Below are 23,638 nucleotides of genomic sequence, written 5' to 3'. Positions count from 1 at the left end.
CGCTCGATCTCATAGGCGCTGAAGATGCTGTGGCGAGCACCTCAAAAAACGAAGCCCCGCACAAGGCGGGGCTCCGGGTGCTTCAGGCTGCGGATTAGTTACCCTTCACCGGCTTGCCATCGACCGTGCCATCCTGCAGCACGATCACGTACTCCTTGCCATCGGTTTCGACCTGGCGCAGTTGTACCAGCAGGTAGTCCCAGCTCTTGGCGAACCACAGCTCGGTGATGCGCTTGCTCTGGCTAGGGTCGCGAACGCGCTCGACCTTGACCGCATCGACCTGGCCGGTCTTGGTGGTGACCTTCTCGGTGCCCAGAACGCGGAAGTCGTAGGTGTCGATCTCGTCACCGTCGACCACCTGGTAGGTCATGCTCTTCTTGCCGGCCGCCACATCATGCTGCAGCGCCAGCTGGTAGGACGATTTGTCTAGCACGCCGCGGTTGAGCGGCAGGTTGATCGCATCGCCACGGTCGCTGCCGGTGACTTTCTTGCTGGTCCAGTCGAAGTTCAGGTCGACCTTCTTCGCCTTGCCCAGGCCGCCACGCTCGAAGTGGTACTTCTGCGGCAGCAGGGTGTCATTTTCCAAGCGCAGGGTGCTTTGCTCGGTCAGGCTGGCGATCATCATGGAAGCCTTGAAATTAAGGTCCCAGGTACCGTTGGCATTCTTCACCAGGCTGCGCTCGGCGGTGCCGCTCATGGGCAGCTGCTTCCAGTCGGCGGTGTAGCTGGCCGAAAAAGGCTTCAGATCAGCTGCCTGGAGGGGCAGGGCGAGCACGGCGAGAGCCAAGAGCAGGGCGCGACGCATAAAGTCTCCTAGGATCGAATCAAATGACCGCTGGCCGCCAGGGGCTGGCCATCCAGTAAGGCACCGTGCTCGTCCAGACGCAAGCGCCCCTCGGCGAACCAGTGCACGGCCAACGGGTAGATCAGGTGTTCCTGAAGGTGAACCCGCTGGGCCAGGCTTTCAGCGGTGTCGTCCGACGTCACCGGTACCACAGCCTGTACGACCAGTGGGCCGCCATCGAGTTCCTCGGTGACGAAGTGTACGCTGCAGCCGTGCTCGGCGTCGCCTGCATCCAGGGCCCGTCGGTGGGTGTGCAGGCCCTTGTACTTGGGCAGCAGCGACGGGTGGATATTGAGCAGGCGGCCCTGATAGTGGCGGACGAAGCCGCCACTGAGGATACGCATGAAACCGGCCAGCACCACCAGGTCTGGCGCAAAGCCGTCGATGCGCGCCATCAGCGCGGCATCGAAGGCTTCACGACCGTCAAAGGCGGTGTGGTCCAGTACGGCGGTGTCGATGCCAGCGGCTGCGGCACGTTGCAGGCCGTAGGCATCTGCGCGGTTGGACACCACCGCACGGATGCGCACCGGGCTGTCTTCACCGCGGCAGCTGTCGATCAGGGCTTGCAGGTTGCTGCCGGAACCCGACAGCAATACCACTACATTGCAGGTCTTGCTCGGCATCAGTGTGCCTTGAGGTTCTGCAGCTCGACCTGGGCGGCGCCTTCGGCGGCCTCTTCGATGCGACCGATGACCCAAGGCTGCTCGCCTTCTGCGCGCAGAACGTTCAGGGCGTTTTCGACCTGGTCCTGAGCTACGCAGATGACCATGCCGACGCCGCAGTTCAGCACGCGGTGCATTTCATGCTCGTCAACGTTGCCTTGCGCCTGCAGGAAGTCGAATACCGCTGGACGCTGCCAGCTGGCCACGTCGACCACGGCCTGGGCGTTTTTCGGCAGTACGCGCGGGATGTTGTCCAGCAGGCCGCCACCGGTGATGTGGGCCATGGCCTTGACTGCGCCCGTCTGCTTGATCAGTTGCAGCAGCGGCTTGACGTAGATGCGGGTCGGCGCCATCAGCAGGTCGGTCAGTGGCTTGCCGTCGAGCTGGGTGTTCTCGATGTCGGTGCCGGACACTTCGAGGATCTTGCGGATCAGCGAGTAGCCGTTGGAGTGCGGGCCGGAAGACGGCAGGGCGATCAGCGCGTCGCCGGTGGCAACCTTGGAGCCGTCGATGATTTCGGCTTTTTCTACCACGCCGACGCAGAAGCCGGCCAGGTCGTAGTCTTCGCCTTCGTACATGCCAGGCATTTCGGCGGTTTCACCACCGACCAGCGAGCAGCCCGCCAGTTCGCAGCCTGCACCGATACCGGTGACCACGGTGGCGGCGACGTCGACGTTCAGTTTGCCGGTGGCGTAGTAGTCGAGGAAGAACAGCGGCTCGGCGCCGCACACCACCAGGTCGTTGACGCACATGGCGACCAGGTCCTGGCCGATGCTGTCGTGCTTATTCAGGTTCAGGGCCAGGCGCAGCTTGGTGCCGACGCCATCGGTGCCGGAGACCAGAACCGGCTGCTTGTAGCCGGCCGGGATCTCGCAGAGGGCGCCGAAGCCACCCAGGCCACCCATGACTTCAGGGCGTGCGGTGCGTTTTGCCACGCCCTTGATGCGTTCGACCAGTGCTTCGCCGGCGTCGATGTCTACACCGGCGTCCTTGTAGCTCAGGGAGGGTTGCTTGCTCATTGATCCAGGCCTTTAGGAGGGAGGGATTCTTAAAAACGACCGTGACGGCCAAGGCCGGCTTTACTGCGGCGGCTGCCTGAAACGTCAGAGGTCTGTGAAGGCGCGCGATTTTATCAGGGTTGCCGTGCAGCGGCCATCCTCAGGCCGACGGGCAGGGCTTGAAAGCGTTAAAAAGGTTTTTTGGGTAGGGAGATAGTGAGGCGGTCGCCCATCATTCAGGAATAATTGGCCAAAAAAATGTAGAAGCAGCCTTGTGCTGCCAAGCGCCGCGCGGGCGGCGCTCAATCGTGAAAACACCCAAAATCCCGCGGCCTGCGCCTGGCAGTCATGCGCGCCCCTGTATAAGGTGTAAGCCATATAGGAGCATTTTTCGTTCCACCGCGGTCACAGCCTGCATGACAACGGCCGTTCCACCTTGTTTCTGGACAGGAATCCTCCATGCGTCTTTTCAACACTCTGGCAGCAGGTTGTCTTGCCCTGATCTCGCTAGCCGCGCAAGCCGAGACCGTCTCCGGGCTTTATCAGGTGCGCGAGCCGCTTCAGGGGCAGGGCGCTGAAGCCCGTACCCAGGCCACCGGCAAGGCCCTCGAGACCTTGGTCCTGCGCCTGACCGGTGACCCGAAGGCGGCGCAAAGCCCGGCATTGGCCGAGCTGCGCAAAGACCCGCAGCAAATCATCAACCAAGTCGGTACCGAAGCCGGCCCGCCCGAGTCCGTGCTGGTCGAGTTCGACCCCGGCAGCACCGAACGCGCCTTGCGCAAGGCCGGCCTGGCCCTGTGGGGGAGCAACCGGCCATCGATCCTCGGCTGGTGGCTCAACGAAAACGCCGAGGGCAGCAACCTGGTGGGTGACGGCCAATCCGCCGCCCAGCCCTTGCGCCGTGCGGCTCAGCATCGGGGCCTGCCATTGCGGCTGCCGCTGGCCGACCTGCAAGAGCAGTTGGTGGCCAATGCCAAGCAGGTTGAAGGCAATGACCCAAAACCGCTGCGCGAAGCCTCCGAGCGCTACGCGGCCGATGCCCTGCTGGCGGTACATGCCCAAGAGGCGGATGGCAAATGGCAAGGCAAATGGCAGCTGTGGGTAGGCGACCAGCACGAGCAGGGCAGTGCCGAGGGCGCCGACCAGGCGGCGTTGGCCGACGCGGTGATGCTGGCCGTGAGCAGCCGCCTGGCGCCGCGCTATGTAACCCGCCCAGGCGCCAGCAGCCAGCAGCAGGTTCAGGTGCAGGGGATGAACCTGCAACGCTACGCCGAACTGAGCCGCGTACTCGAACCCTATGGGCCGCGGCTTAAAATGGTCGAAGGCAGCACGCTGACTTACGGTGTCACGGCCAACCGCGACCAATTACGTGCCCAACTCGGCCTGGCCAAGTTGCAGGAGGTACCGGCTGAGCCGGCGCCCGTTGCCCCTGCCGTGCCTGCACCTGCAACGGGCGCAAGCCCCGAGCAACCTGATGTGCCCAAGCCGTTCGACGGCCTGCGTTTTCGCTGGTAAGGAGTACCCATAGTGACCGATATGCGCCGCTGGATCTGGCTGGGCGCAGCACTGCTGATGGCCGTGCTGTTATATAGCCTGCACAATATTCTGACCCCCTTTCTGATCGGCATCCTGCTGGCGTACCTGGCAGACCCGCTGGTTGACCGCCTGGAGCGCCTGGGGCTGTCCCGCACCTGGGGCGTGGTGGTGGTGTTCAGCCTCTTCACCCTGATATTCATGGCCTTGCTGCTGGTGCTGGTGCCGATGCTGGCCAAGCAGCTGGTGCGTTTGTACGAACTGGCGCCGCAGATGCTCGACTGGCTGCAGCACGTGGCGTTGCCCTGGGTGCAACACCGCCTTGGCCTGGCCGACGGCTTCTGGAAGTTCGACAAGATCAAGGCTGCCATTGGCGAGCACATGGGCCAGACCACCGACATCGTCGGTATTGTGCTGTCGCAGGCCACAGCATCAAGCCTGGCCTTGATCGCCTGGCTGGCCAACCTGGTGTTGATCCCGGTGGTGGGCTTCTACCTGCTGCGTGACTGGGACCTGATGATGGCCAAGCTGCGCAGCCTGCTGCCGCGCCATCGCGAACCGCAGATCGTTGAATTGGCGGGGGAGTGCCATGAGGTACTGGGCGCGTTCGTTCGCGGCCAACTGATGGTCATGCTCGCACTGGGCGTCATCTACTCGGCTGGGCTGATGCTGGTGGGGCTCGAGCTTGGCTTGCTGATTGGCATGCTGGCGGGGTTGGCAGCAATCGTGCCGTACATGGGGTTTATCATTGGTATCGGTGCGGCGCTGGTGGCCGGCTTGTTCCAGTTTGGCGGCGACTTGTATCCGATGCTGGGCATCGTTGCGGTGTTCATGGTCGGCCAGGCGCTTGAAGGCATGGTGCTGACGCCCTTGCTGGTGGGTGACCGCATCGGCCTGCACCCGGTAGCGGTGATCTTCGCCATTCTTGCCGGTGGCGAGCTGTTCGGTTTCACCGGGGTGCTCCTGGCGCTGCCGGTGGCGGCGGTGATCATGGTGCTGCTGCGGCATGCGCACGATTTGTACAAAGAGTCGGACATGTATGGCGCAGATGTCGATCCAGAATTGTGAGGTGGGGCCGAAAGGCCCTCATAAAGAGCCGCAACTTGTTGATTTTGTTTGCGCTCTTCTGCTCACTGATTGTGCCGCCCGCGCTCCGGGTATAGACTTTGCACACTGTTCACCAAAGGCCCCCCGTGGTCCTAGCGACCGCCCGCGAGCATGAAACCACCGATCCAGTTGCCCCTGGGTGTGCGCCTGCGCGATGACGCCACCTTCATCAACTACTATCCGGGCGCCAATGCTGCGGCATTGGGCTACGTCGAGCGCCTATGCGAAGCTGACGCCGGCTGGACCGAGAGCCTCATCTACCTGTGGGGCAAGCAGGGTGTCGGCCGCACTCACCTGTTGCAGGCCGCAACCCACCGTTTCCAGCAATTGGGCGAGCCCGCCGTCTACCTGCCGTTGGCGCAATTGCTCGAGCGCGGTGTCGAACTGCTCGACCACCTCGAGCAATACGAGCTGGTGTGCATCGATGACTTGCATGTAATTGCCGGCAAGGCCGACTGGGAAGAGGCCATGTTCCACCTCTTCAACCGCCTGCGCGACAGTGGCCGCCGCTTGCTGTTGGCGGCCTCTAGCTCGCCGCGTGAACTGCCCATCAAACTGGCCGACCTCAAGTCGCGGCTGACCCTGGCGCTGATCTTCCAGATGCGCGGCATGTCTGATGAAGACAAGCTGCGTGCCCTGCAGTTGCGCGCGTCGCGCCGTGGCCTGCACCTCACCGATGAGGTTGGCCATTTCATCCTCACCCGCGGTACCCGCAGCATGAGCGCGTTGTTCGACCTGCTTGAGCGCCTCGATCAGGCATCGCTGCAAGCGCAACGCAAGCTGACCATCCCTTTCTTGAAGGAAACCCTGGGCTGGTAAGCCCCTGAAATCCTTGGGCCAGAGCGGAAAAACGAAAAAGTCACATCTTTTTCGATAAAATTTGCAAATGGCCATGATAGAGGGCATAGTTTCCCCCTTCTAAAGGATTACTGACACGGTCGTGCCCATGCTAAAGCGCTTCGCACCCCTCGTGCCCCTCGCACTCGTGACCCTGCTTTTTGGCTGCGCGGCACAAGCCCCGGTATCTCAGCCCCAGGATCACACCCCGATCGCCGCACAGTCGGCGTTCAAGGCCAAAGCCTCGCCTTCGTCGGTATTCGGCGAACCGGAAGAGCTGGCCACTGAAGATGACCTGGAGGCCTTCTCCAGCAGCAGCAAGCCTTACCAGTTGCCAGTTCTGGCTGACAGCATTCTCGAGCGCGGCATGTCGTTGATCGGCACCCGCTACCGCTTCGGTGGTACCTCGGAGAAGTCCGGCTTCGACTGCAGCGGCTTCATCGGTTACCTGTTCCGCGAAGAAGCCGGCATGACCTTGCCGCGTTCGACGCGTGAAATGATCAACGTCGATGCCCCAAAAGTGGCGCGCAACAAGCTCAAGCCAGGCGACCTGCTGTTCTTCAGCACCAATGGTCGTGGCCGTGTGAGCCATGCGGGCATCTACCTGGGTGACAACCAGTTCATCCACTCCAGCAGCCGCCGCAGCGGCGGTGTGCGCATCGACAGCCTCGGTGATCGCTACTGGAGCAAGACCTTCATCGAAGCCAAGCGTGCCTTGGCGATGGCGCCGACCAACATCGCGCGCAACTGATAGCAAAATGATTGACCCTGCCACGGCGGCGATGCTTTGAAAAAAAGCTCGCCGCCGTGCGCATTTACAGAAAGCGTCTAATCTAAATTCTCAACACTTTTCGGCTGCGGTCCAGCGGTCTCAGACAGGATGTTCTGGCCATGGTAATGATGGCGCGCTTCGCATTCCTTTCCTTGGTGGCATTGCTTGCTGCCTGCTCCAGCCGCGCGCCTGCGCCGGCCCCTGTGGTTCAGCCGCAGGTTACCTACAGCCAGCCAGATGGTTCGCCGATTGCCGACGACGTGTTGATCCGTGCGATCGGGCTGGTGGGCACGCCTTATCGCTGGGGCGGCAATACGCCCGACTCCGGCTTCGATTGCAGCGGCCTGATCAAGTATGTCTACCGCGATGCCGCCGGCATCAGCTTGCCGCGTTCGACGCGCGAGATGATCGTCATGCGCGCGCCTACCGTGGATGCCAAGGCGCTGCAGTCGGGTGACCTGGTGTTCTTTGCCACCAGTGGCGGCTCGCAAGTCAGCCATGCCGGTATCTACGTCGGGGAAGGGCGCTTTGTGCATGCGCCGTCCACCGGCGGTACGGTGCGCCTGGACTACCTGTCGAACAGCTACTGGGCCAAGGCTTACCTACAGGCCAAGCGCGTGATTCCGCAAGGGCACCTGGCGCAGAATCCCTGAGGCACTGCGCAGTCAGCAGTTGATCGCTGACTGTGGAGCAGCCTTGCGCTGCGAAGAGGCCGGTGCATAAGTCTTAGAGGTAAGGGGCCTTCACCGGCCTCTTCCGCAGCACAAGGCTGCTCCTACAAGGCCTTGCTCACCCGCCAGATCACGTTCCCCACGTCATCCGCCACCAGCAAACCACCGCGCTGATCATTGATCACACCCACCGGTCTCCCCATGGCCTTGCCTTCGTCATTCAGAAACCCCGTCAGCAGGTCGACCGGTTTGCCGGTAGGTTTGCCTGTCGCATCGAACGGCACGAAGATCACCTTGTAGCCACTGTGCGGCTTGCGGTTCCACGAGCCGTGCTGGCCCACGAATGCCCCCTGCCCGAACGGCGGCGGCAACACGCCAGGCTCGGCGAACGTCAGCCCCAGCGATGCCGTGTGCGGGCCCACCGCGTAGTCCGGCATCAGTGCCTGGGCAACCTTCTGCGGGGCCTGGGGCTCGACACGCTGGTCGACGTGTTGGCCGTAATAGCTGTAGGGCCAACCATAGAAGCCGCCATCCTTGACTGACGTGATGTAGTCCGGCACCAAGTCGCTACCGATCTCGTCACGTTCGTTGACCGCCGTCCACAGTGCGCCGCTGTGGGGCTCCCAGGCCAAACCGTTGGGGTTGCGCAGGCCGCTGGCAAACACGCGCTGCTGGCCGCTGGCAGGGTCCACTTCCCAGATCGCCGCACGGCCCTGTTCCTTGTCCAGGCCGTTTTCCCCTACGTTGCTGTTGGAGCCCACCGTCACGTAGAGCTTCTTGCCGTCAGGGCTGGCGATCACGTTCTTGGTCCAATGATGGTTAAGCGGCCCGCCTGGCAGTTCGACCACCTGCTGGCCCTCGCCGCGAATGTGCATGGCCCCGGGCTCGTAGTGAAAGCGCAGCAGCTTGTCGGTGTCGGCTACGTAGAAGTCCTTGCCCACCAGCGCCATGCCGAAGGGCGAATTGAGCCCTTCGATGAAGGTGGTGCGCACTTCCGCGACCCCATCATGGTCGGCATCGCGCAGCAAGGTGATGCGGTTGGCGCTAGGCACGCCGGCGCCGGCGCGCTGCATCGCCTTGCCCATCACCCAGCCACGCAGGCCTTTGCCATCTTCAGGCTTGGGCGGGGCGTTGGTTTCGGCCACCAGCACATCGCCGTTGGGCAACACATAGAGCCAGCGCGGGTGGTCGAGCTTGTCGGCGAAGGCCGCTACCTGCGTGCCGGCTGCGGCCTTGGGCTTGGCGCCCTGGGGCCAGCCAATGGCCGGCGCGATGTTCACCGTGGGGACCAGCGTCTTGTTGGGCGCGGGCAGTTGCGGCGAAGGGCCGCTGCCGTCCATCACGTCCAGGTGGGCTGTGTCGCTGCACCCCGCCAGGCCGGCAGCCAACACCCAGAGTAAGACGATGCCGATGCGCTTCATGGTCGCTGCTCTCCGAAAAGGAACACTCAGTATTCAGAGCAGGGTTGTGCGCACGGGGTTCAGCGGCGGGAGGCATACATCTACCACACGGTACTGACGCAGGCCGCCAGGATGAACGCCCGATTTCTAGTGCCTGGAGTGGGCCATGACGGATGTAAAAGCAAGGGTGATTCGCAGCCTCGAGGCATTCGATGCTGCGCGGCCGCTGGCCCGGCTGGTGGATGACGTGGTGCGAGATTACCCCGACCCTTACGCGCTGGCGAGCCAGCAGGCTGCGCGCATTCTGCAAAAACACACGGGCAGGCGAATTGACCCTCGCTTCGTCTGGTGGCACCAATTCAATAACGAGAACTCCAGCAGCCTCAGTAAAACCGGCTGGCAACACAGCCACCCGCCGCAGAAGTCGATGTTGATGCATGAGCTGGTAATCGACCGCTTCGACCTGTACTTCCAGGATGCCAGTGACGAGCTCGACATGCGTGGCGGGTTTTACCGGCAAGGGCCGCATGCGCCGTTTTACGACGAGCGCAACGAAGTGCCGATGCTGGGCAGTGAAGTGCAAAAAGACCTGTGGGCGCTGGACTTCGCGGTTGACTACCGTGCGCAGGTAGAGCGCTTCTGGGCCCATTATGGCGATCATTTTCGGGTGCTGGCCAAGACCAACCTTTTGGGGCAGGGCGCTGCGGTATTGGCGGATGGCGCAATCTCCCTGGCGGATTGGCAGCGCTTGCGGGGGATGGTGACCGACGCCATGCCTGACGGTGAATTGCCGACCCTGGCCTTGCTTGAGCAGGACGCCACGCTCAGCGAGATAACGGTCCACCGCTATGTGTTCGGTGAAACGGATCGCTGGTGTTTGTTCAGCCTGAGTGCGCCCGATGGGCGGGTCATGGCCTACATGCCGTGGGCAGAGAAGCCGCTCAAGGGCTTTAACTCCGAATTCGCGATGGTGAGCTGGATACGCACGCAGTTGCAGTCCAAGAGCACTCTCGACGACTTCGTGGCGGGAGCCCATAGCAATCCACGTGATACCACCGCCAGGCGGTTGATCAAGGTGCACCTGCAAGGTATTGCCGACAGCCGCTCGAACGAAGCGGCGTTGATTGCCCTGACGCTGTTCAAGCGGCCGCTTGGCACGACCCTTTTTGCTTACCTGGCCGAACAGGCCGAACTCGAAATGCAGGGTAATGCGCAACTGATGCAAACCAATGCCGGGCTGCGCAAGGCCATGTGCAGCGGCTATCTGGCGGCGTTCCTGGGGGTGTTTGGTGGTTTTGCGCCATTGGGCTGGCCGGTCACGCTGATGCTGCTGGGGGCCAGTGTGGGCAAGGTGGCGCTGGACGTGGACGCTGCTTTGCACGCGGGTGATGAACAGAGCCGCAAGGACGCCCTGCGCTCGGCCATGCTCGAAAGCGTATTCGCCAGCATGAACCTGGTCGATATCAGCTTCCAGGCGAGCTTTGCCTCGCTGTCGTATCAAGCACCGCCCCATGAAACGAACCTTTCATTGGGGCGCTGGCAACCGACGACTGCTTCGGCCTTGCCGGAGGAGTTGCAGGACGCCAATACCGTGCTGACCGGGGAGCCGGGCGAGGAGGGCCGCTTGCGCGGCATTCACGTCAATGACGACGGCAGTTGCTGGATCAATGTGCAAGGTTTGCCCCATCGCGTGCGTTACAGCCATGAGTTGGCCGTGTGGTTGGTGGTTTCGGCAGATAACCCGTTTGCCTTCAGCCCGCTGCACCCGGTGCGTCTGAACCAGGCCGGGGAGTGGGAAGTGCTGGCACCGCCGCAACTGCTGGGGGGGACACCCTTGGCCGTTGAAGGGATGCCGAGCACAAGCTCACCATTCTGGGATACCTATACGTTGGCGAACGGCCCGCAGAGCAAGAAGCTGGGTGAATTCGCGCTTGAGCGGCAAAAGGCGTTATTGGCGTCCTGGCCGGTCGTCGAACTGCCCCGCGGGCGCGCGCCCGACCTCGATGAGCGCAACCTGGACTGCGTGAAAATTGCGGGCCGCACGCACTACTCGTATCACTACGGCCCAGAGTACTTCAACGCACTGGTCGACTACTACACCAGCGATGAGTCGAAAGTGAACGATGTGTTCCGCTCGGGGAGCTACCGGTATGGCGATGAGGATGACTATATTGCCGACCTTGCCGATAGCCTCGAACAGTTGCCTAAAAACAATCAGGTGAGGTTGTACCGAGGGGGGCATCGCTCGCGCCGCACCGGTGGTGAGCGTTACCGAAACGGTGAGCTGCGGGTTGGCGATGTGCTGGTCAATACCGACTTCACCTCGTTCACCGAAAACCCCTACATGGCCGCGGAGTTTGCCTGCCTGCGTTACCCGAACGTGCCGGGCGGCGTGCCAGGCTTGTTCGATGACAGTTCGGTGGTGTTCGAGCTGCCGGCCGGGGACTACCACAGCGCTACGCCGATCAGCGCCTTTTCGTCGTATTCCGAAGAGGCCGAAACGCTGTTCCAGCCTGGAAACTACTTCCGCATCGATGCCTTGCAGCAGGTCTATGGCGAGTACTATCGCTTCATCAAGGTCACCCTGAAGCAGACTATCAAGCCTGCCTTGGGGCCGGTTTACGACCTGCGCACAGGGCTTGCCTTCGACCTGGCGGCCTACTCGGCGCACATCAGGACGCCGGCACTGGTGACGCGGTTCTTCCCCGGTTAATGCCGCACATTGAGTACCACCGCTGCGCCAAAGGCGGGCGCGTTCGATTGACGCTCCCGCCCCAACCCTCTAACCTTCGCGCGTGTTTCAGGTGCCCTGCCAGCCCCGTCTGGGCAGGGTGAAACTGGGAAGCCGGTGGGCGCCAGCAAAGGCGCGAGCCCGGCGCTGCCCCCGCAACGGTAAGTGAGTCAAATGCCGCGCACAGCCACTGGATGCCAGCATCCGGGAAGGCGCGCAGGCGTGGGCCAAGGCCCGCTCACAAGCCCGGAGACCGGCCTGATTCAGCCAACGGCATCACGGAGGGTGATGCGCGGTGCACCGTGGCGTCCAGCCACGGCTCCTGCGCGTTCTCCGTCTGCCTGCCTATCGACCTGTCGCCGCTTCTCGCGTGGCGTCAGCCTGCGGAGAACCCTGATGAGCGAACCCACCGAACGCGACGAACGCCACCTGGCGCGCATGCAGCGCAAAAAGGCGGTCATCGACGAGCGCATCGCCAATTCCCCCAATGAATGCGGCCTGTTGCTGGTGCTGACCGGCAACGGCAAGGGCAAGAGCAGCTCGGCCTTCGGCATGCTCGCCCGCGCCCTGGGCCATGGCATGCAGTGCGGCGTGGTGCAGTTCATCAAAGGCCGCAACAGCACCGGCGAAGAGCTGTTCTTCCGGCGCTTCCCCGAGCAGGTGCGCTACCACGTGATGGGCGAGGGCTTCACCTGGGAGACCCAGGACCGCCAGCGCGACATCGCCGCTGCCGAAGCCGCCTGGGCCGTGTCGCGCCAGCTGCTGCAGGACCCGACCGTGCAGTTCGTGGTGCTCGATGAACTGAACATCGCGCTCAAACATGGCTACCTCGACCTCGATCAAGTGCTGTCCGACATCCAAGCCCGCCCGCCGATGCAGCACGTGATCGTTACCGGCCGCGCGGCCAAGCCTGAAATGATCGAACTGGCCGATACCGTCACCGAAATGGGCATGCTCAAGCACGCCTTCCAGGCGGGTATCCGTGCGCAGAAGGGCGTTGAACTGTGAGTGAACTGCGACATTGCCCGGCCGTGTTGATCGCGGCGCCGGCTTCCGGCCAGGGCAAGACCACTGTGACCGCAGCCTTGGCCCGGCTGCACCGTAACCTTGGGCGTAAGGTCCGGGTGTTCAAGTGTGGGCCCGATTTTCTCGACCCGATGATCCTGGAGCGTGCCAGCGGCGCACCGGTCTACCAGCTCGACCTGTGGATGATCGGCCCGCAGGAAAGCCGTCGCCTGCTGTGGGAAGCAGCCGCTGAGGCCGACCTGATCTTGATCGAAGGGGTCATGGGCCTGTTCGACGGTACCCCGTCGAGCGCCGACCTGGCGCGCCATTTCGGCGTGCCGGTGCTGGCGGTGATCGACGGCACGGCCATGGCCCAGACCTTTGGCGCCCTGGCCCTGGGGCTGGCGCGTTACCAGGCCGACCTGCCATTCGCTGGCGTGCTGGCTAACCGGGTCGGCAGCTTGCGCCATGCGCAGCTGCTAGAAGGTAGCCTGACCGAAGGGCTGCGCTGGTACGGCGGCCTGTCGCGTGAGCGCGGTATTGAACTGCCCAGCCGCCACCTGGGCTTGGTCCAGGCCAGCGAGCTGAACGACCTGGATGCCCGCCTGGATGCTGCGGCCGAAGCGCTGGGTGCCAGTTGCGATGCCGCTTTACCACCGCCCGTGGCGTTTGCCGAGCCGGAACCGCAGCCGGCCGCCGCTTCATTGGCCGGTGTGCGCATTGGCGTGGCGCGGGACGAGGCGTTCGCCTTCCTTTATGGTGCCAATATCGACCTGCTGCGCAACCTCGGCGCGCAGCTGGTGTTCTTCTCGCCGCTGCACGACCGCGAACTGCCCGATGTGGACAGCCTGTACTTGCCGGGCGGCTACCCGGAACTGCACCACTACGCACTGGCGGCCAATGCGCCGATGTGCGCGGCGATCCGTGACCATCATGCCCAGGGCAAGCCGTTGCTGGCCGAGTGTGGCGGCATGCTCTACCTGCTCGACGCACTGACCGACGTAGCGGGTGAGCGTGCCGAACTGCTCGGCGTGCTGACGGGCGAGGCGACCATGCAGAAGCGCCTGGCCGCACTGGCCTTGCAGGCAGTGGAACTGCCCGAAGGCACCCTGCGTGGCCACACCTACCATCACTCGCTCACCAGCACCGAGCTGACGCCGATCGCCCGGGGGCTGAGCCCCAACGGCGGGCGTGGCAACGAGGCGGTGTATCGCCTGGGCCGCCTGACGGCTTCCTACGTGCACTTCTACTTCCCCTCCAACCCGGACGCGGCGGCGGCGCTGTTGCGACCATGAGCGAACACGCTTTCAGCGACGCCGAACGCGCCGCGCTGTACCGGGCCATCGGCGAACGCCGCGACATGCGCCATTTTGCCGGTGGCGAGGTGGCCCCGGCGTTGCTCGCCCGCCTGTTGGCCGCAGCGCATCAGGCGCCGAGCGTCGGGCTGATGCAGCCCTGGCGGTTCATCCGCATCACTCAGCGCGACCTGCGCGCGCGCATCCAGGCGTTGGTCGAAGAAGAGCGGCTACGCACTGCCGATGCACTGGGCGAACGCGCCGATGCGTTCATGACGCTCAAGGTCGAAGGCATCAACGATTGCGCCGAACTGCTGGTGGCCGCGTTGATGGACCAGCGCGAACCGCACATCTTTGGCCGCCGCACCTTGCCGGAAATGGACCTCGCCTCGCTGGCCTGCGCCATCCAGAACCTGTGGCTGGCGGCGCGTGCCGAGGGCCTGGGGATGGGCTGGGTATCGCTGTTCGACCCCGTGGCATTGGCCGAACTGCTGGGCATGCCGGCGGGGGCCAAGCCGGTGGCGGTGCTGTGCCTGGGGCCTGTGACCGAATTTTACCCAGCCCCGATGCTGGTGCTGGAAAACTGGGCAGAAGAACGCCCTTTGAGTGACCTGCTGTATCACAACCAATGGGGAGAGCAGCCATGAGCGTTGCCTTGCTGACCGTGGCCGGGGTGGCCCTGGATGCCTTGCTGGGCGAGCCGCAGCGGCGTCATCCACTGGTGGCGTTCGGCAACATGGCCGCCAACCTGGAGCGTCGCCTGAATGCCGGAGGGCGCGGTTGGCGCAGCCATGGCGTGAGCGCCTGGTTCCTCGCGGTGGTGCCGCTGACCCTGGTTGCACTGATCCTGTCCTGGCTGCCGTACATCGGCTGGCTGGTCGACGTGCTGGCGCTGTACTGCGCGTTGGGGCTGCGTAGCCTTGGCGAACACGTGCTGCCGGTGGCGAACGCATTGCGCCAAGGTGACCTGGAAGAGGCGCGGCGGCGGGTCGGCTATCTGGTCAGCCGCGAAACCCGCGAGCTGGACGAGCCCGCCGTGGCCAGGGCAGCGACCGAATCGGTGCTGGAAAACGGCAGCGATGCGGTGTTCGCCGCGCTGTTCTGGTTCGTGGTGGCGGGCGCGCCTGGCGTGGTGTTGTACCGCTTGAGCAATACCCTGGATGCCATGTGGGGCTATCGCAACGAACGCTTCGAGCGGTTTGGCTGGTGCGCGGCACGCATCGACGATGTGCTCAACTATATTCCCGCAAGGCTGGTGGCGCTGACCTACGCGCTGCTCGGCAAAACCCGCCTGGCCCTGGCCTGCTGGCGCAACCAGGGGCCCCTGTGGGACAGCCCCAACGCCGGCCCCGTGATGGCGGCAGGTGCTGGCGCGCTGGGGGTCGAGCTGGGCGGCCCGGCCGTGTATCACGGTGAGCTGCACGAGCGGCCGCGCCTGGGCGAAGGGCCCATGGCCGATGCCGATGCTATCGAGCGTGGCTGGAGCCTGGTGCAGCGGGGTGTGTGGCTGTGGGTACTGCTGATTTGCCTGGGAGCTTACTGGAATGCTTGAACACGGTGGTCGTCTGTTGCGTGCGGTGCGTCACTACGGGATCGCGCGCGAACACTGGCTCGACCTGTCCAGCGGCATTGCCCCTTGGCCTTACCCGATCCCGCCGATTCCACTCGACGCCTGGGCGCGTCTGCCAGAGACCGAAGACGGCCTGGAAGAAGCCGCTCGGCAGTATTACGGCACCCGCCAGCTGCTGGCGGTGGCTGGCTCGCAGGCCGCGATCCAGGCCTTGCCATTGCTGCGCCCGGCGGGCCGGGTCGGTGTGTTGACCCCATGCTATGCCGAGCACCCGTATGCCTGGCAACGGGCAGGGCACACATTGGTCGAACTGGATGAAGCCCAGGTGGAAGGCGCGCTCGACAGCCTCGATGTGCTGGTGCTGGTCAACCCCAACAACCCGACCGGCCGCCAGGTCAGCCGGGAGCGCCTGCTCGACTGGCATGGGCGACTGGCGGCGCGTGGGGGCTGGCTGGTGGTCGACGAGGCGTTCATGGACAACACCCCCGCCCACAGCGTGGTCGACTGCGCCGAACGGCCTGGCCTGATCGTGCTGCGCTCGTTCGGCAAGTTCTTTGGCCTGGCCGGTGTGCGTTTGGGGGTTGTTGCGTCGGAGCCCAGCGTACTGCAGCGGCTGGCTGAGTTGCTCGGCCCTTGGACTGTCAGCGGCCCCACGCGGGTGCTGGCCCAAGCCTGCTTTGCCGACCACATTGCCCACCAGGTGCAGATCGAGCGCTGCGCTGCCAGCAGCCAGCGCCTCGCTGCGCTGTTGCACAGCACCGGGCTGGCGCCGAGCGGCGGCTGCGACCTGTTCCAGTACGTGCGCAGCGAGCGTGCCGCGCACTTGCATGACTTTCTTGCCCGGCGCGGCATCCTGGTGCGCCTGTTCGAGCAGCCCGCCGCCGTGCGCCTGGGCTTGCCTGCCTGTGCGGCGGACGAGCAGCGCCTGGCCCAGGCCCTGACCGACTATCAAAAGGAAACGGCATGACCACGCTCATGGTGCAAGGCACCACCTCCGATGCCGGCAAAAGCACGCTGGTGACCGCGCTGTGCCGCTGGCTGTTGCGCCACGGTGTCGGCGTGGTGCCGTTCAAGCCGCAGAACATGGCGCTGAACAGCGCAGTGACCGCCGACGGTGGCGAAATCGGCCGGGCCCAGGCAGTGCAGGCCCAGGCTTGCCGGCTGGCGCCGCACACCGACATGAACCCGGTGCTGCTCAAGCCCAACAGCGACACTGGCGCCCAGGTGATCATCCACGGTCGCGCGGTCACCAGCATGAATGCAGTGGCTTATCACGATTACAAGGCCATCGCCATGCAAGCGGTGCTGGCGTCACACCAGCGCCTGAGCGCCGCGTACCCGGTGGTCATGGTCGAAGGTGCGGGCTCGCCGGCAGAGATCAACCTGCGTGCCGGCGACATCGCCAACATGGGCTTTGCCGAAGCGGTCGACTGCCCGGTGATCCTGGTGGCTGACATCAACCGCGGTGGGGTGTTCGCTCACCTGGTGGGCACGCTGGAGCTGCTGTCGCCGAGTGAACAGGCGCGGGTCAAAGGCTTCGTCATCAACCGCTTCCGCGGTGACATCACCTTGCTGCAGCCTGGGCTGGACTGGCTCGAAGCGCGTACCGGCAAGCCGGTGCTGGGCGTGTTGCCGTATGTCACAGACCTGCACCTGGAGGCCGAGGACGGCATCGATGTGCGCCAGGTGGCCAAGGGGGAGCGCGTGCTGAAGGTGATCGTGCCGGTGCTGCCGCGCATTAGCAACCACACCGACTTCGACCCGCTGCGCCTGCACCCGCAAGTGGATTTGCAGTTCATCGGGCCGGGCCAGCCGATACCGCCTGCCGACCTGATCATCCTGCCTGGCTCGAAAAGCGTGCGGGGCGATCTGGCGCAACTGCGCGAGCGGGGCTGGGATACCGCCATTGCCCGCCACTTGCGCTATGGCGGCAAGCTCATCGGCATCTGCGGCGGCCTGCAGATGCTCGGGGCTCACGTGCACGACCCGCTGGGCCTGGAAGGGCCGGCGGGCTCCAGCCCTGGGCTGGGCCTGCTGGACTACGCCACGGTACTGGAGGCCGACAAGCAACTGCGCAACGTTGCCGGTACCGTGACCCTGGAACACGCGCCGGTTTCTGGCTACGAGATCCATGCCGGCGTCACCCAGGGCCCGGCCCTGGAGCGCCCCGCCGTGCAGCTGGACGATGGCCGCTGTGACGGCGCCATCAGCGCCGACGGGCAGATCCTCGCCACCTACCTGCATGGCCTGTTCGAAGGCAGCCAGTCATGCGCCGCGTTGCTGCGCTGGGCGGGGCTGGCCGATGCAGAGACTATCGACTACCAGGCCCTGCGCGAGCGTGACATCGAACGCCTGGCGGACCTGGTGGAAAAACACATGGACACCGCGCACCTGCGCACGCTGTGTGGAGTCGCCTGAAATGCTCAACCTGATCCTCGGCGGCGCCCGTTCCGGCAAGAGCCGTCTGGCCGAACAGCTGGCCAGCGACAGCGGCCTGCCGGTCACCTACATCGCCACCAGCGAGCCGCTGGACGGCGAAATGAACGAACGCGTGCGCTTGCATCGCCAACGCCGGCCCGCTGACTGGGGGTTGATCGAAGAACCCCTGGCACTGGCGGCGGTGCTGCGCCGCGAAGCGGCCGAAGGGCGCTGCCTGTTGGTGGATTGCCTGACCCTGTGGCTGACCAACCTGCTGATGCTCGACAACGACCAGCGCCTGGCCGAGGAGCGCGATGCGCTGCTTGACTGCCTGACGCAGTTGCCCGGCACGGTTGTCTTGGTCAGCAACGAAACCGGCCTGGGCGTGGTGCCCATGGGTGAACTGACCCGGCGTTATGTCGACCAGGCCGGCTGGCTACACCAGGCCGTTGCTGAACGCTGTCAGCGCGTTGTGCTGACCGTGGCTGGCCTGCCCCTTATGCTCAAAGGACCTGCACTATGACTCAAGCCTGGTGGCGTGATGCCTGCCAACCCCTCGACAACGCCGCCATGGACCAGGCCCGCGCCCGTCAGCAACAGCTGACCAAACCTGCCGGTTCGCTCGGCCAGCTGGAAGGCCTGGCCGTGCACCTGGCGGGCCTGCAAAGCCGTGAGCGGCCAACGGTGGACCAACTGGCGATCACGATCTTCGCCGGTGACCACGGTGTGGTAGAGGAGGGCATTTCGGCCTACCCGCAAGCCGTGACCGGGCAAATGCTGCGCAACTTTGTTGGCGGGGGTGCGGCGATCAGCGTGCTGGCGCGCCAGCTGCAGGCCAGCCTGGAAGTGGTCGACCTCGGCACCATCGACCCCAGCCTGGCGCTGCCCGGTGTGCGGCATCTGCGCCTGGGCGCCGGCACCGCCAACTTCGCCCGCCAGCCGGCGATGACCGAGGCCCAGTTGCAGTCCGCCTTGCAGGCCGGCCGCGACAGCGCGTTGCGGGCCGCCGAACAGGGCGCGCAGTTGTTCATCGGTGGCGAAATGGGCATCGGCAACACGACCGCTGCCGCCGCCCTGGCCAGTAACTTGCTGGGCTGCCCAGCGCGTGAGTTGAGCGGCCCAGGCACTGGCCTGGACAACGCCGGTGTGCGGCACAAGGCTGAAGTCATCGAACGTGCGCTGATCCTGCATGGCCTGCGTGCTGACGACCCGTTGCAGGCGCTGGCCTGTGTCGGCGGTTTCGAGATCGCCGCCTTGGCGGGCGCTTACATCGCCTGCGCGCAAGAGGGCGTCGCGGTACTGGTGGACGGCTTTATCTGCAGCGTTGCTGCGCTGGTGGCGGTACGCCTCAACCCGCAATGCCGGGCATGGCTGCTGTTTGCCCACCAGGGCGCGGAGCCAGGGCACAAGGCTTTGCTCGAAGCGTTGCAGGCCGAGCCGTTGCTGGCGCTGGGCCTGCGCCTGGGCGAGGGCAGCGGCGCCGCCTTGGCAGTCCCCTTGTTGCGCCTGGCCTGCGCGTTGCACGGGCAGATGGCGACGTTTGCCGAAGCGGCCGTGGCGGACCGCCCGGCATGATCCTCGACCTGTTGCGCCACGGCGAAACGGAGCAGGGTGGCCTGCGTGGCAGCCTTGATGATGCGCTGACTGAAAAAGGCTGGGCGCAAATGCGCAGCGCGGTCGCCGAAGCGGGCCCGTGGCAGGTGCTGGTCAGCTCGCCGCTGCAGCGCTGTGCGCGTTTTGCCGATGAGCTGGGTGCACGCCTGCACCTGCCGGTACAGCGCGAGGCCGCCTTGCAGGAGCTGCATTTCGGTGACTGGGAAGGCCGCAGCGCGGCGCAGATCATGGAAGACCAGGCCGATGCGCTGGGGCGCTTCTGGGCCGACCCTTATGGCTATACCCCGCCCAATGGCGAACCGGTCAGTGCGTTTGCCGAACGGGTACTGGCGGGCGTCAAGCGCTTGAGCCAGCAGCATGCCGGCAAGCGCGTGCTGCTGGTCACCCACGGCGGGGTGATGCGCCTGTTGCTGGCCCGCGCACGTGGCCTGCCCCGGGAGCAGTTGCTGCAGGTGGAAGTTGCCCACGGCGCATTGGTGCGCCTGGTGCTGCGTGACGACGGTCAATTGGGCGAGGCGCACTGACATGCTGCCGTTCTGGATCGCCTTGCAGTTTCTCAGCAGCCTGCCGGTGCGTTTGCCGGGCATGCCGGCGCCGCAGCAAGTAGGCCGCTCGCTGTTGTGCTACCCACTGGTCGGGCTGCTGTTCGGCCTGCTGTTGTGGCTGGCCAATCACCTGCTGCACGGCACGCCCGCGCCTTTGCATGCGGCGTTGCTGCTGGCGCTGTGGGTGTTGCTCAGCGGCGCCCTGCACCTGGACGGGTTGGCCGACAGCGCCGATGCCTGGCTGGGTGGCTTCGGTGACCGAGAGCGCACGCTGCGGATCATGAAAGATCCGCGCAGCGGGCCGATCGCTGTAGTGACCTTGGTGCTGGTGCTGTTGCTGAAGTGCTGTGCGTTGTGGGTACTTGTCGAGCGTGGGGCAGGGCTTGAACTGCTGCTGGCACCGGTGGTGGGGCGTGCGGCGATGCTGGGCCTGTTCCTCTGTACGCCCTACGTACGCCCCGGTGGCCTGGGGCAGGCGCTGGCCGAACATCTGCCGCGCGCTGCTGCTGGGTGGGTATTGCTCGCCAGTGCAGCCCTGTGCCTTGCAGTGGGCGGTTGGGGCGCGATCTGGGTGCTGGTTGCAGCCGTGGCTGTGTTCGTCTGGTTGCGGCGCCTCATGTGTCGGCGCCTGGGCGGCACGACCGGTGACACCGCCGGGGCGATGCTCGAGTTGCTGGAGCTGACCGTGGTGCTCGGGTTGGCGCTGGGCCTCTGAATCACCTGCACGCGATCTCGCACGCCGCGGTTCATCTTGATGAAACTTCTTGCAACACCCATGACGCGGGTATATACACGTATCCATGCTGACCAGTGAATGCATCTGTACCCATCTGCGTCGTGCCGCCCGTGGGGTGAGCCGGCATTATGACGAGGCCCTTGCCGGCTTCGGCATCAATGTCGCCCAGTTTTCCCTGTTACGGCACTTGCAGCGGCTTGACCGCCCAAGCATCACCACCTTGGCCGAGGCCATGGGCCTCGAACGCAGCACCTTGGGGCGCAACCTGCGGGTGCTCGAAGCCGATGGCCTGGTGGCCTTGGCTGACGGCGACGACCAACGCAACCGCGTGGTGCTGCTGACAGAAGCCGGCAAGACGCTGCTGCAAGCAGCTTACCCGGCCTGGGAGCAGGCCCAAGGGTTGCTGGTCGAGCGCCTGGGCGTTGGGCAGCGTGACGAGTTGGTGCGCTTGCTGGAACAACTGGCTTGAGCTGATGCGACTATAAGCGGGTATATACCCGCAAAACCTTGCGATGTGCTGGAGATAACGACAATGACTTCGGTGTGGCGAACCAGCGGGTGGGTGCTTGTGGGGGCAGCGTTGATACTGGCGCTGTCTTTGGGTGTGCGACACGGCTTTGGCCTGTTCCTGGCGCCGATGAGCGCCGACTTTGGCTGGGGGCGAGGTGTGTTTGCCTTCGCCATCGCTTTGCAAAACCTCATCTGGGGGCTGGCACAACCGTTCGCCGGCGCCTTGGCTGACCGCGTGGGCGCGGCGCGCGTGGTGATCATCGGTGGCATTCTCTACGCCGCCGGGTTGATGTTCATGGGGATGGCCGACTCTGCCTGGTCGCTGTCGTTGAGCGCTGGCCTGCTGATTGGCATCGGCCTTTCCGGCACCTCGTTCTCGGTCATCCTGGGTGTGGTTGGGCGCGCCGTGCCGGCCGACAAACGCAGCATGGCGATGGGTATTGCGAGTGCGGCCGGTTCATTCGGCCAGTTCGCCATGCTGCCCGGCACCCTTGGCTTGATCGAGTGGCTGGGCTGGTCCGCCGCGTTGCTGGTCCTGGGCCTGATGGTGGCACTCATCGTACCCCTCGTCGGCCTGTTGCGTGACCGCCCGCTGCCCAGCCATGGCGCCGAACAGACCTTGGGCCAGGCCCTGCGTGAAGCCTGCTCGCATACCGGGTTCTGGCTGCTGGCGCTGGGCTTTTTCGTCTGCGGGTTCCAGGTGGTGTTCATCGGCGTGCACCTGCCGGCCTACCTTGTCGACCAACACCTGGCTGCGACCACGGGCACCACGGTGTTGGCACTGGTGGGCCTGTTCAACATCGTCGGCACCTTCACCGCCGGCTGGCTGGGCGGGCGCATGTCCAAGCCGCGCCTGCTTACAGGGCTTTATCTGCTCCGCGCAGTCGTGATTGTGTTGTTCCTCTGGGCGCCTGTGACCCAATTCAGCGCCTACCTGTTCGGCATCGCCATGGGCTTGCTGTGGCTCTCTACCGTCCCGTTGACCAACGGCACAGTGGCGACACTGTTTGGTGTGCGCAACCTGTCGATGCTGGGCGGCATCGTGTTCCTCTTCCACCAGCTGGGCGCCTTCCTGGGCGGCTGGTTGGGCGGGGTGGTCTACGACCGCACGGGCAACTACGACTTGGTCTGGCAGATTTCGATCCTGCTCAGCCTGCTGGCCGCCGCCCTCAACTGGCCGGTGCGTGAACGCCCGGTCGCCCGCCTGCAGGCCCAGGCCGCATGAAACGCTACCTGGCCCAAGGCTTGCTCGCCGTTGCCGCGATCGTGCTACTGGCGCTGGTGTGGTGGGGGTGGCACCAGGGTGGGTTGGCGTTGATGCAACTGGGCATGGGGGTTTGTTAAGCGCTACCCTGCAAGTTCAAGGATTGTCTTGCGGGAGAAACGAACGATGCGTGCACATTGGTTGACGGTGCCTGTGCTGGCCCTGCTTGCCGCCACGTCGAGCTGGGCTGCGGATTGCCCGGCCTTGTTGCAGGGCAGCCTGCCCGAACTGCGTGGCAAAGGGCAGGTTGATCTGTGCCAGCGGTTTGCCGGCAAGCCGCTGGTGGTGGTCAACACCGCCAGCTATTGCGGGTTTGCGCCGCAGTTCGAGGGGCTTGAGGCGACGTATAAGGAGTACCACGAGCAGGGCTTGGAGATGCTCGGTGTGCCTTCTAATGACTTCAAGCAGGAAGACGCCGACAGCGAGAAGATTGCCAAGGTCTGCTACGCCAATTACGGGGTGACCTTCACCATGACCAAGGCCCAGCCAGTGCGTGGCAAGGATGCAATCCCGCTGTTCAGTGAGCTGGCGCGCCAGAGCAATGCGCCGAAGTGGAATTTCTACAAGTACGTGGTGGACCGCAAGGGCAAGGTGATTGGCAGCTTCTCTAGCCTGACCAAGCCGGACGACCCGGCCTTCAGGGCAGCGATCGAGAAGGCCATCGCATCGCAGCCATAGCCCTTTTTTTGTAGGAGCAGCCTTGTGCTGCGAAGAGGCCGGTGCAGGTATCGGCTATGTCTGTTGCCTGTGCCGGCCTCTTCGCAGCACAAGGCTGCTCCTACAAAGGGTGTAGTGATTCAATGGGGGGCGGTGATTGCCACCCGTCCAGGCCGGACGATACGGCCTTCAGGGCAGCGATCGAGAAGGCCATCGCATCGCAGCCATAGTGTCGCTTTTTTTGTAGGAGCAGCCTTGTGCTGCGAAGAGGCCGGTGCAGGTATCGGCTATGTCTGTTGCCTGTGCCGGCCTCTTCGCAGCACAAGGCTGCTCCTACAAAGGGTGTGGTGATTCAATGGGGGGGCGGTGATTGCCATCCGTCCAGGCCGGACGATACGGTATTCAGAGCAGCGATCGAGAAGGCCATCGCATCGCAGCCATAGTGCCGCTTTTTTTGTAGGAGCAGCCT

24 protein-coding genes and 1 riboswitch are annotated in these 23,638 nt (G+C 64.5%); of the genes, 20 read left to right on the top strand and 4 right to left on the bottom strand.

Annotation, left to right across the window (positions count from 1 at the left end):
* Positions 1–94: 94 nt before the first annotated feature.
* The 3 genes from MFF34_RS16250 to purM are packed head-to-tail and all read right to left on the bottom strand — an operon-like array spanning position 95 to position 2,525.
* Positions 95–805: a DUF3108 domain-containing protein gene (locus tag MFF34_RS16250; RefSeq protein ID WP_027595854.1), complete on the bottom strand. Its 711-nt coding sequence runs from the start codon at positions 803–805 to the stop codon at positions 95–97.
* Between the two features lie 8 nt (positions 806–813).
* Entirely contained in the window at positions 814–1,467 is a 654-nt protein-coding gene (purN, locus tag MFF34_RS16245; RefSeq protein WP_238215255.1) for a phosphoribosylglycinamide formyltransferase, read from the bottom strand.
* Positions 1,467–2,525 (bottom strand): phosphoribosylformylglycinamidine cyclo-ligase, encoded by a 1,059-nt coding sequence (purM, locus tag MFF34_RS16240; protein ID WP_027595856.1) that lies wholly within the window; start codon positions 2,523–2,525, stop codon positions 1,467–1,469. The genes purN and purM overlap by 1 nt, the downstream gene beginning before the upstream one ends.
* Positions 2,526–2,963: 438 nt before the next feature.
* Here purM and MFF34_RS16235 point away from each other — a divergent pair, with 438 nt between their 5' ends.
* The 5 genes from MFF34_RS16235 (at position 2,964) to MFF34_RS16215 (ending at position 7,406) form a co-directional block, all read left to right on the top strand.
* Positions 2,964–4,019, top strand: coding sequence for a DUF2066 domain-containing protein (locus MFF34_RS16235; protein WP_238215254.1), 1,056 nt, complete (start codon positions 2,964–2,966; stop codon positions 4,017–4,019).
* Between the two features lie 12 nt (positions 4,020–4,031).
* Positions 4,032–5,105 (top strand): AI-2E family transporter, encoded by a 1,074-nt coding sequence (locus tag MFF34_RS16230; RefSeq protein WP_099428509.1) that lies wholly within the window; start codon positions 4,032–4,034, stop codon positions 5,103–5,105.
* A 150-nt stretch (positions 5,106–5,255) separates the two neighbouring features.
* Positions 5,256–5,963, top strand: a complete 708-nt coding sequence (gene hda, locus MFF34_RS16225; protein ID WP_027595859.1) for a DnaA regulatory inactivator Hda — start codon at positions 5,256–5,258, stop codon at positions 5,961–5,963.
* Positions 5,964–6,090: 127 nt separating this feature from the next.
* The gene (locus tag MFF34_RS16220) at positions 6,091–6,732 is read left to right on the top strand and encodes a C40 family peptidase (RefSeq protein WP_027595860.1); all 642 of its coding nucleotides are present in this window, start codon (positions 6,091–6,093) and stop codon (positions 6,730–6,732) included.
* A gap of 140 nt (positions 6,733–6,872) precedes the next feature.
* Positions 6,873–7,406: a C40 family peptidase gene (locus tag MFF34_RS16215; protein WP_099453169.1), complete on the top strand. Its 534-nt coding sequence runs from the start codon at positions 6,873–6,875 to the stop codon at positions 7,404–7,406.
* Between the two features lie 122 nt (positions 7,407–7,528).
* On the opposite strand, the gene MFF34_RS16210 is transcribed toward MFF34_RS16215, so the two are convergent.
* Positions 7,529–8,845, bottom strand: coding sequence for a sorbosone dehydrogenase family protein (locus MFF34_RS16210; protein ID WP_238215253.1), 1,317 nt, complete (start codon positions 8,843–8,845; stop codon positions 7,529–7,531).
* A 145-nt stretch (positions 8,846–8,990) separates the two neighbouring features.
* Here MFF34_RS16210 and MFF34_RS16205 point away from each other — a divergent pair, with 145 nt between their 5' ends.
* The 15 genes from MFF34_RS16205 to MFF34_RS16140 all read left to right on the top strand — a co-directional run bounded on the left by MFF34_RS16205 (position 8,991) and on the right by MFF34_RS16140 (position 23,190).
* Positions 8,991–11,537 (top strand): dermonecrotic toxin domain-containing protein, encoded by a 2,547-nt coding sequence (locus MFF34_RS16205; RefSeq protein ID WP_238215251.1) that lies wholly within the window; start codon positions 8,991–8,993, stop codon positions 11,535–11,537.
* 72 nt (positions 11,538–11,609) lie between these two features.
* A riboswitch (cobalamin riboswitch) is annotated at positions 11,610–11,832 on the top strand.
* A gap of 119 nt (positions 11,833–11,951) precedes the next feature.
* Positions 11,952–12,563, top strand: coding sequence for a cob(I)yrinic acid a,c-diamide adenosyltransferase (gene cobO, locus MFF34_RS16200; RefSeq protein WP_027595864.1), 612 nt, complete (start codon positions 11,952–11,954; stop codon positions 12,561–12,563).
* Positions 12,560–13,855, top strand: coding sequence for a cobyrinate a,c-diamide synthase (locus tag MFF34_RS16195; protein WP_238215249.1), 1,296 nt, complete (start codon positions 12,560–12,562; stop codon positions 13,853–13,855). Before cobO ends, MFF34_RS16195 begins: the two co-directional genes overlap by 4 nt.
* Positions 13,852–14,502, top strand: coding sequence for a 5,6-dimethylbenzimidazole synthase (bluB, locus tag MFF34_RS16190; protein ID WP_238215247.1), 651 nt, complete (start codon positions 13,852–13,854; stop codon positions 14,500–14,502). Before MFF34_RS16195 ends, bluB begins: the two co-directional genes overlap by 4 nt.
* Positions 14,499–15,407 (top strand): adenosylcobinamide-phosphate synthase CbiB, encoded by a 909-nt coding sequence (gene cbiB, locus MFF34_RS16185; protein WP_027595867.1) that lies wholly within the window; start codon positions 14,499–14,501, stop codon positions 15,405–15,407. Before bluB ends, cbiB begins: the two co-directional genes overlap by 4 nt.
* Positions 15,400–16,392 carry a threonine-phosphate decarboxylase CobD gene (cobD, locus tag MFF34_RS16180; protein WP_238215244.1) on the top strand — a complete coding sequence of 331 codons (993 nt, stop codon included), beginning with the start codon at positions 15,400–15,402 and terminating at the stop codon, positions 16,390–16,392. The genes cbiB and cobD overlap by 8 nt, the downstream gene beginning before the upstream one ends.
* Positions 16,389–17,843 (top strand): cobyric acid synthase, encoded by a 1,455-nt coding sequence (locus MFF34_RS16175; RefSeq protein WP_238215242.1) that lies wholly within the window; start codon positions 16,389–16,391, stop codon positions 17,841–17,843. Before cobD ends, MFF34_RS16175 begins: the two co-directional genes overlap by 4 nt.
* A 1-nt stretch (position 17,844) precedes the next feature.
* Positions 17,845–18,366 (top strand): bifunctional adenosylcobinamide kinase/adenosylcobinamide-phosphate guanylyltransferase, encoded by a 522-nt coding sequence (gene cobU, locus MFF34_RS16170; RefSeq protein WP_238215240.1) that lies wholly within the window; start codon positions 17,845–17,847, stop codon positions 18,364–18,366.
* On the top strand, positions 18,363–19,418 hold the full coding sequence (gene cobT / locus MFF34_RS16165) for a nicotinate-nucleotide--dimethylbenzimidazole phosphoribosyltransferase (protein WP_238215238.1): 1,056 nt from the start codon (positions 18,363–18,365) through the stop codon (positions 19,416–19,418). The genes cobU and cobT overlap by 4 nt, the downstream gene beginning before the upstream one ends.
* Complete coding sequence (cobC, locus tag MFF34_RS16160; protein WP_238215236.1) at positions 19,415–19,981, top strand: alpha-ribazole phosphatase family protein; 567 nt, start codon at positions 19,415–19,417, stop codon at positions 19,979–19,981. Before cobT ends, cobC begins: the two co-directional genes overlap by 4 nt.
* Before the next feature lies 1 nt (position 19,982).
* The gene (locus MFF34_RS16155; protein WP_238215234.1) at positions 19,983–20,717 is read left to right on the top strand and encodes an adenosylcobinamide-GDP ribazoletransferase; all 735 of its coding nucleotides are present in this window, start codon (positions 19,983–19,985) and stop codon (positions 20,715–20,717) included.
* Positions 20,718–20,802: 85 nt separating this feature from the next.
* Positions 20,803–21,207 carry a MarR family winged helix-turn-helix transcriptional regulator gene (locus tag MFF34_RS16150; protein WP_186676135.1) on the top strand — a complete coding sequence of 135 codons (405 nt, stop codon included), beginning with the start codon at positions 20,803–20,805 and terminating at the stop codon, positions 21,205–21,207.
* Positions 21,208–21,270: 63 nt separating this feature from the next.
* The gene (locus tag MFF34_RS16145) at positions 21,271–22,473 is read left to right on the top strand and encodes an MFS transporter (protein WP_027595875.1); all 1,203 of its coding nucleotides are present in this window, start codon (positions 21,271–21,273) and stop codon (positions 22,471–22,473) included.
* Positions 22,470–22,592: a hypothetical protein gene (locus MFF34_RS28100; RefSeq protein WP_258703717.1), complete on the top strand. Its 123-nt coding sequence runs from the start codon at positions 22,470–22,472 to the stop codon at positions 22,590–22,592. The genes MFF34_RS16145 and MFF34_RS28100 overlap by 4 nt, the downstream gene beginning before the upstream one ends.
* 46 nt (positions 22,593–22,638) lie before the next feature.
* Positions 22,639–23,190, top strand: a complete 552-nt coding sequence (locus MFF34_RS16140) for a glutathione peroxidase (protein ID WP_238215229.1) — start codon at positions 22,639–22,641, stop codon at positions 23,188–23,190.
* The last annotated feature ends 448 nt before the right edge of the window (positions 23,191–23,638 follow it).

Origin of the sequence: Pseudomonas sp. PAGU 2196, assembly GCF_022179005.1 — a bacterium.
Taxonomy (GTDB): Bacteria; Pseudomonadota; Gammaproteobacteria; order Pseudomonadales; family Pseudomonadaceae; genus Aquipseudomonas; species Aquipseudomonas kermanshahensis.
The sequence above is the reverse complement of the archived record's forward strand: the minus strand, read 5'-3'. Positions and strand labels throughout refer to the sequence as shown.

Bases quoted from the DNA above. Each gene is read 5' to 3' on its own strand.
- MFF34_RS16250 (WP_027595854.1), bottom strand. From the start codon at position 805: ATGCGTCGCGCCCTGCTCTTGGCTCTCGCCGTGCTCGCCCTGCCCCTC.
- purN (WP_238215255.1), bottom strand. From the start codon at position 1,467: ATGCCGAGCAAGACCTGCAATGTAGTGGTATTGCTGTCGGGTTCCGGC.
- purM (WP_027595856.1), bottom strand. From the start codon at position 2,525: ATGAGCAAGCAACCCTCCCTGAGCTACAAGGACGCCGGTGTAGACATC.
- MFF34_RS16235 (WP_238215254.1), top strand. From the start codon at position 2,964: ATGCGTCTTTTCAACACTCTGGCAGCAGGTTGTCTTGCCCTGATCTCG.
- hda (WP_027595859.1), top strand. From the start codon at position 5,256: ATGAAACCACCGATCCAGTTGCCCCTGGGTGTGCGCCTGCGCGATGAC.
- MFF34_RS16220 (WP_027595860.1), top strand. From the start codon at position 6,091: ATGCTAAAGCGCTTCGCACCCCTCGTGCCCCTCGCACTCGTGACCCTG.
- MFF34_RS16215 (WP_099453169.1), top strand. From the start codon at position 6,873: ATGGTAATGATGGCGCGCTTCGCATTCCTTTCCTTGGTGGCATTGCTT.
- MFF34_RS16210 (WP_238215253.1), bottom strand. From the start codon at position 8,845: ATGAAGCGCATCGGCATCGTCTTACTCTGGGTGTTGGCTGCCGGCCTG.
- MFF34_RS16205 (WP_238215251.1), top strand. From the start codon at position 8,991: ATGACGGATGTAAAAGCAAGGGTGATTCGCAGCCTCGAGGCATTCGAT.
- cobO (WP_027595864.1), top strand. From the start codon at position 11,952: ATGAGCGAACCCACCGAACGCGACGAACGCCACCTGGCGCGCATGCAG.
- bluB (WP_238215247.1), top strand. From the start codon at position 13,852: ATGAGCGAACACGCTTTCAGCGACGCCGAACGCGCCGCGCTGTACCGG.
- cbiB (WP_027595867.1), top strand. From the start codon at position 14,499: ATGAGCGTTGCCTTGCTGACCGTGGCCGGGGTGGCCCTGGATGCCTTG.
- cobD (WP_238215244.1), top strand. From the start codon at position 15,400: ATGCTTGAACACGGTGGTCGTCTGTTGCGTGCGGTGCGTCACTACGGG.
- MFF34_RS16175 (WP_238215242.1), top strand. From the start codon at position 16,389: ATGACCACGCTCATGGTGCAAGGCACCACCTCCGATGCCGGCAAAAGC.
- cobU (WP_238215240.1), top strand. From the start codon at position 17,845: ATGCTCAACCTGATCCTCGGCGGCGCCCGTTCCGGCAAGAGCCGTCTG.
- cobT (WP_238215238.1), top strand. From the start codon at position 18,363: ATGACTCAAGCCTGGTGGCGTGATGCCTGCCAACCCCTCGACAACGCC.
- cobC (WP_238215236.1), top strand. From the start codon at position 19,415: ATGATCCTCGACCTGTTGCGCCACGGCGAAACGGAGCAGGGTGGCCTG.
- MFF34_RS16155 (WP_238215234.1), top strand. From the start codon at position 19,983: ATGCTGCCGTTCTGGATCGCCTTGCAGTTTCTCAGCAGCCTGCCGGTG.
- MFF34_RS16150 (WP_186676135.1), top strand. From the start codon at position 20,803: ATGCTGACCAGTGAATGCATCTGTACCCATCTGCGTCGTGCCGCCCGT.
- MFF34_RS16145 (WP_027595875.1), top strand. From the start codon at position 21,271: ATGACTTCGGTGTGGCGAACCAGCGGGTGGGTGCTTGTGGGGGCAGCG.
- MFF34_RS28100 (WP_258703717.1), top strand. From the start codon at position 22,470: ATGAAACGCTACCTGGCCCAAGGCTTGCTCGCCGTTGCCGCGATCGTG.
- MFF34_RS16140 (WP_238215229.1), top strand. From the start codon at position 22,639: ATGCGTGCACATTGGTTGACGGTGCCTGTGCTGGCCCTGCTTGCCGCC.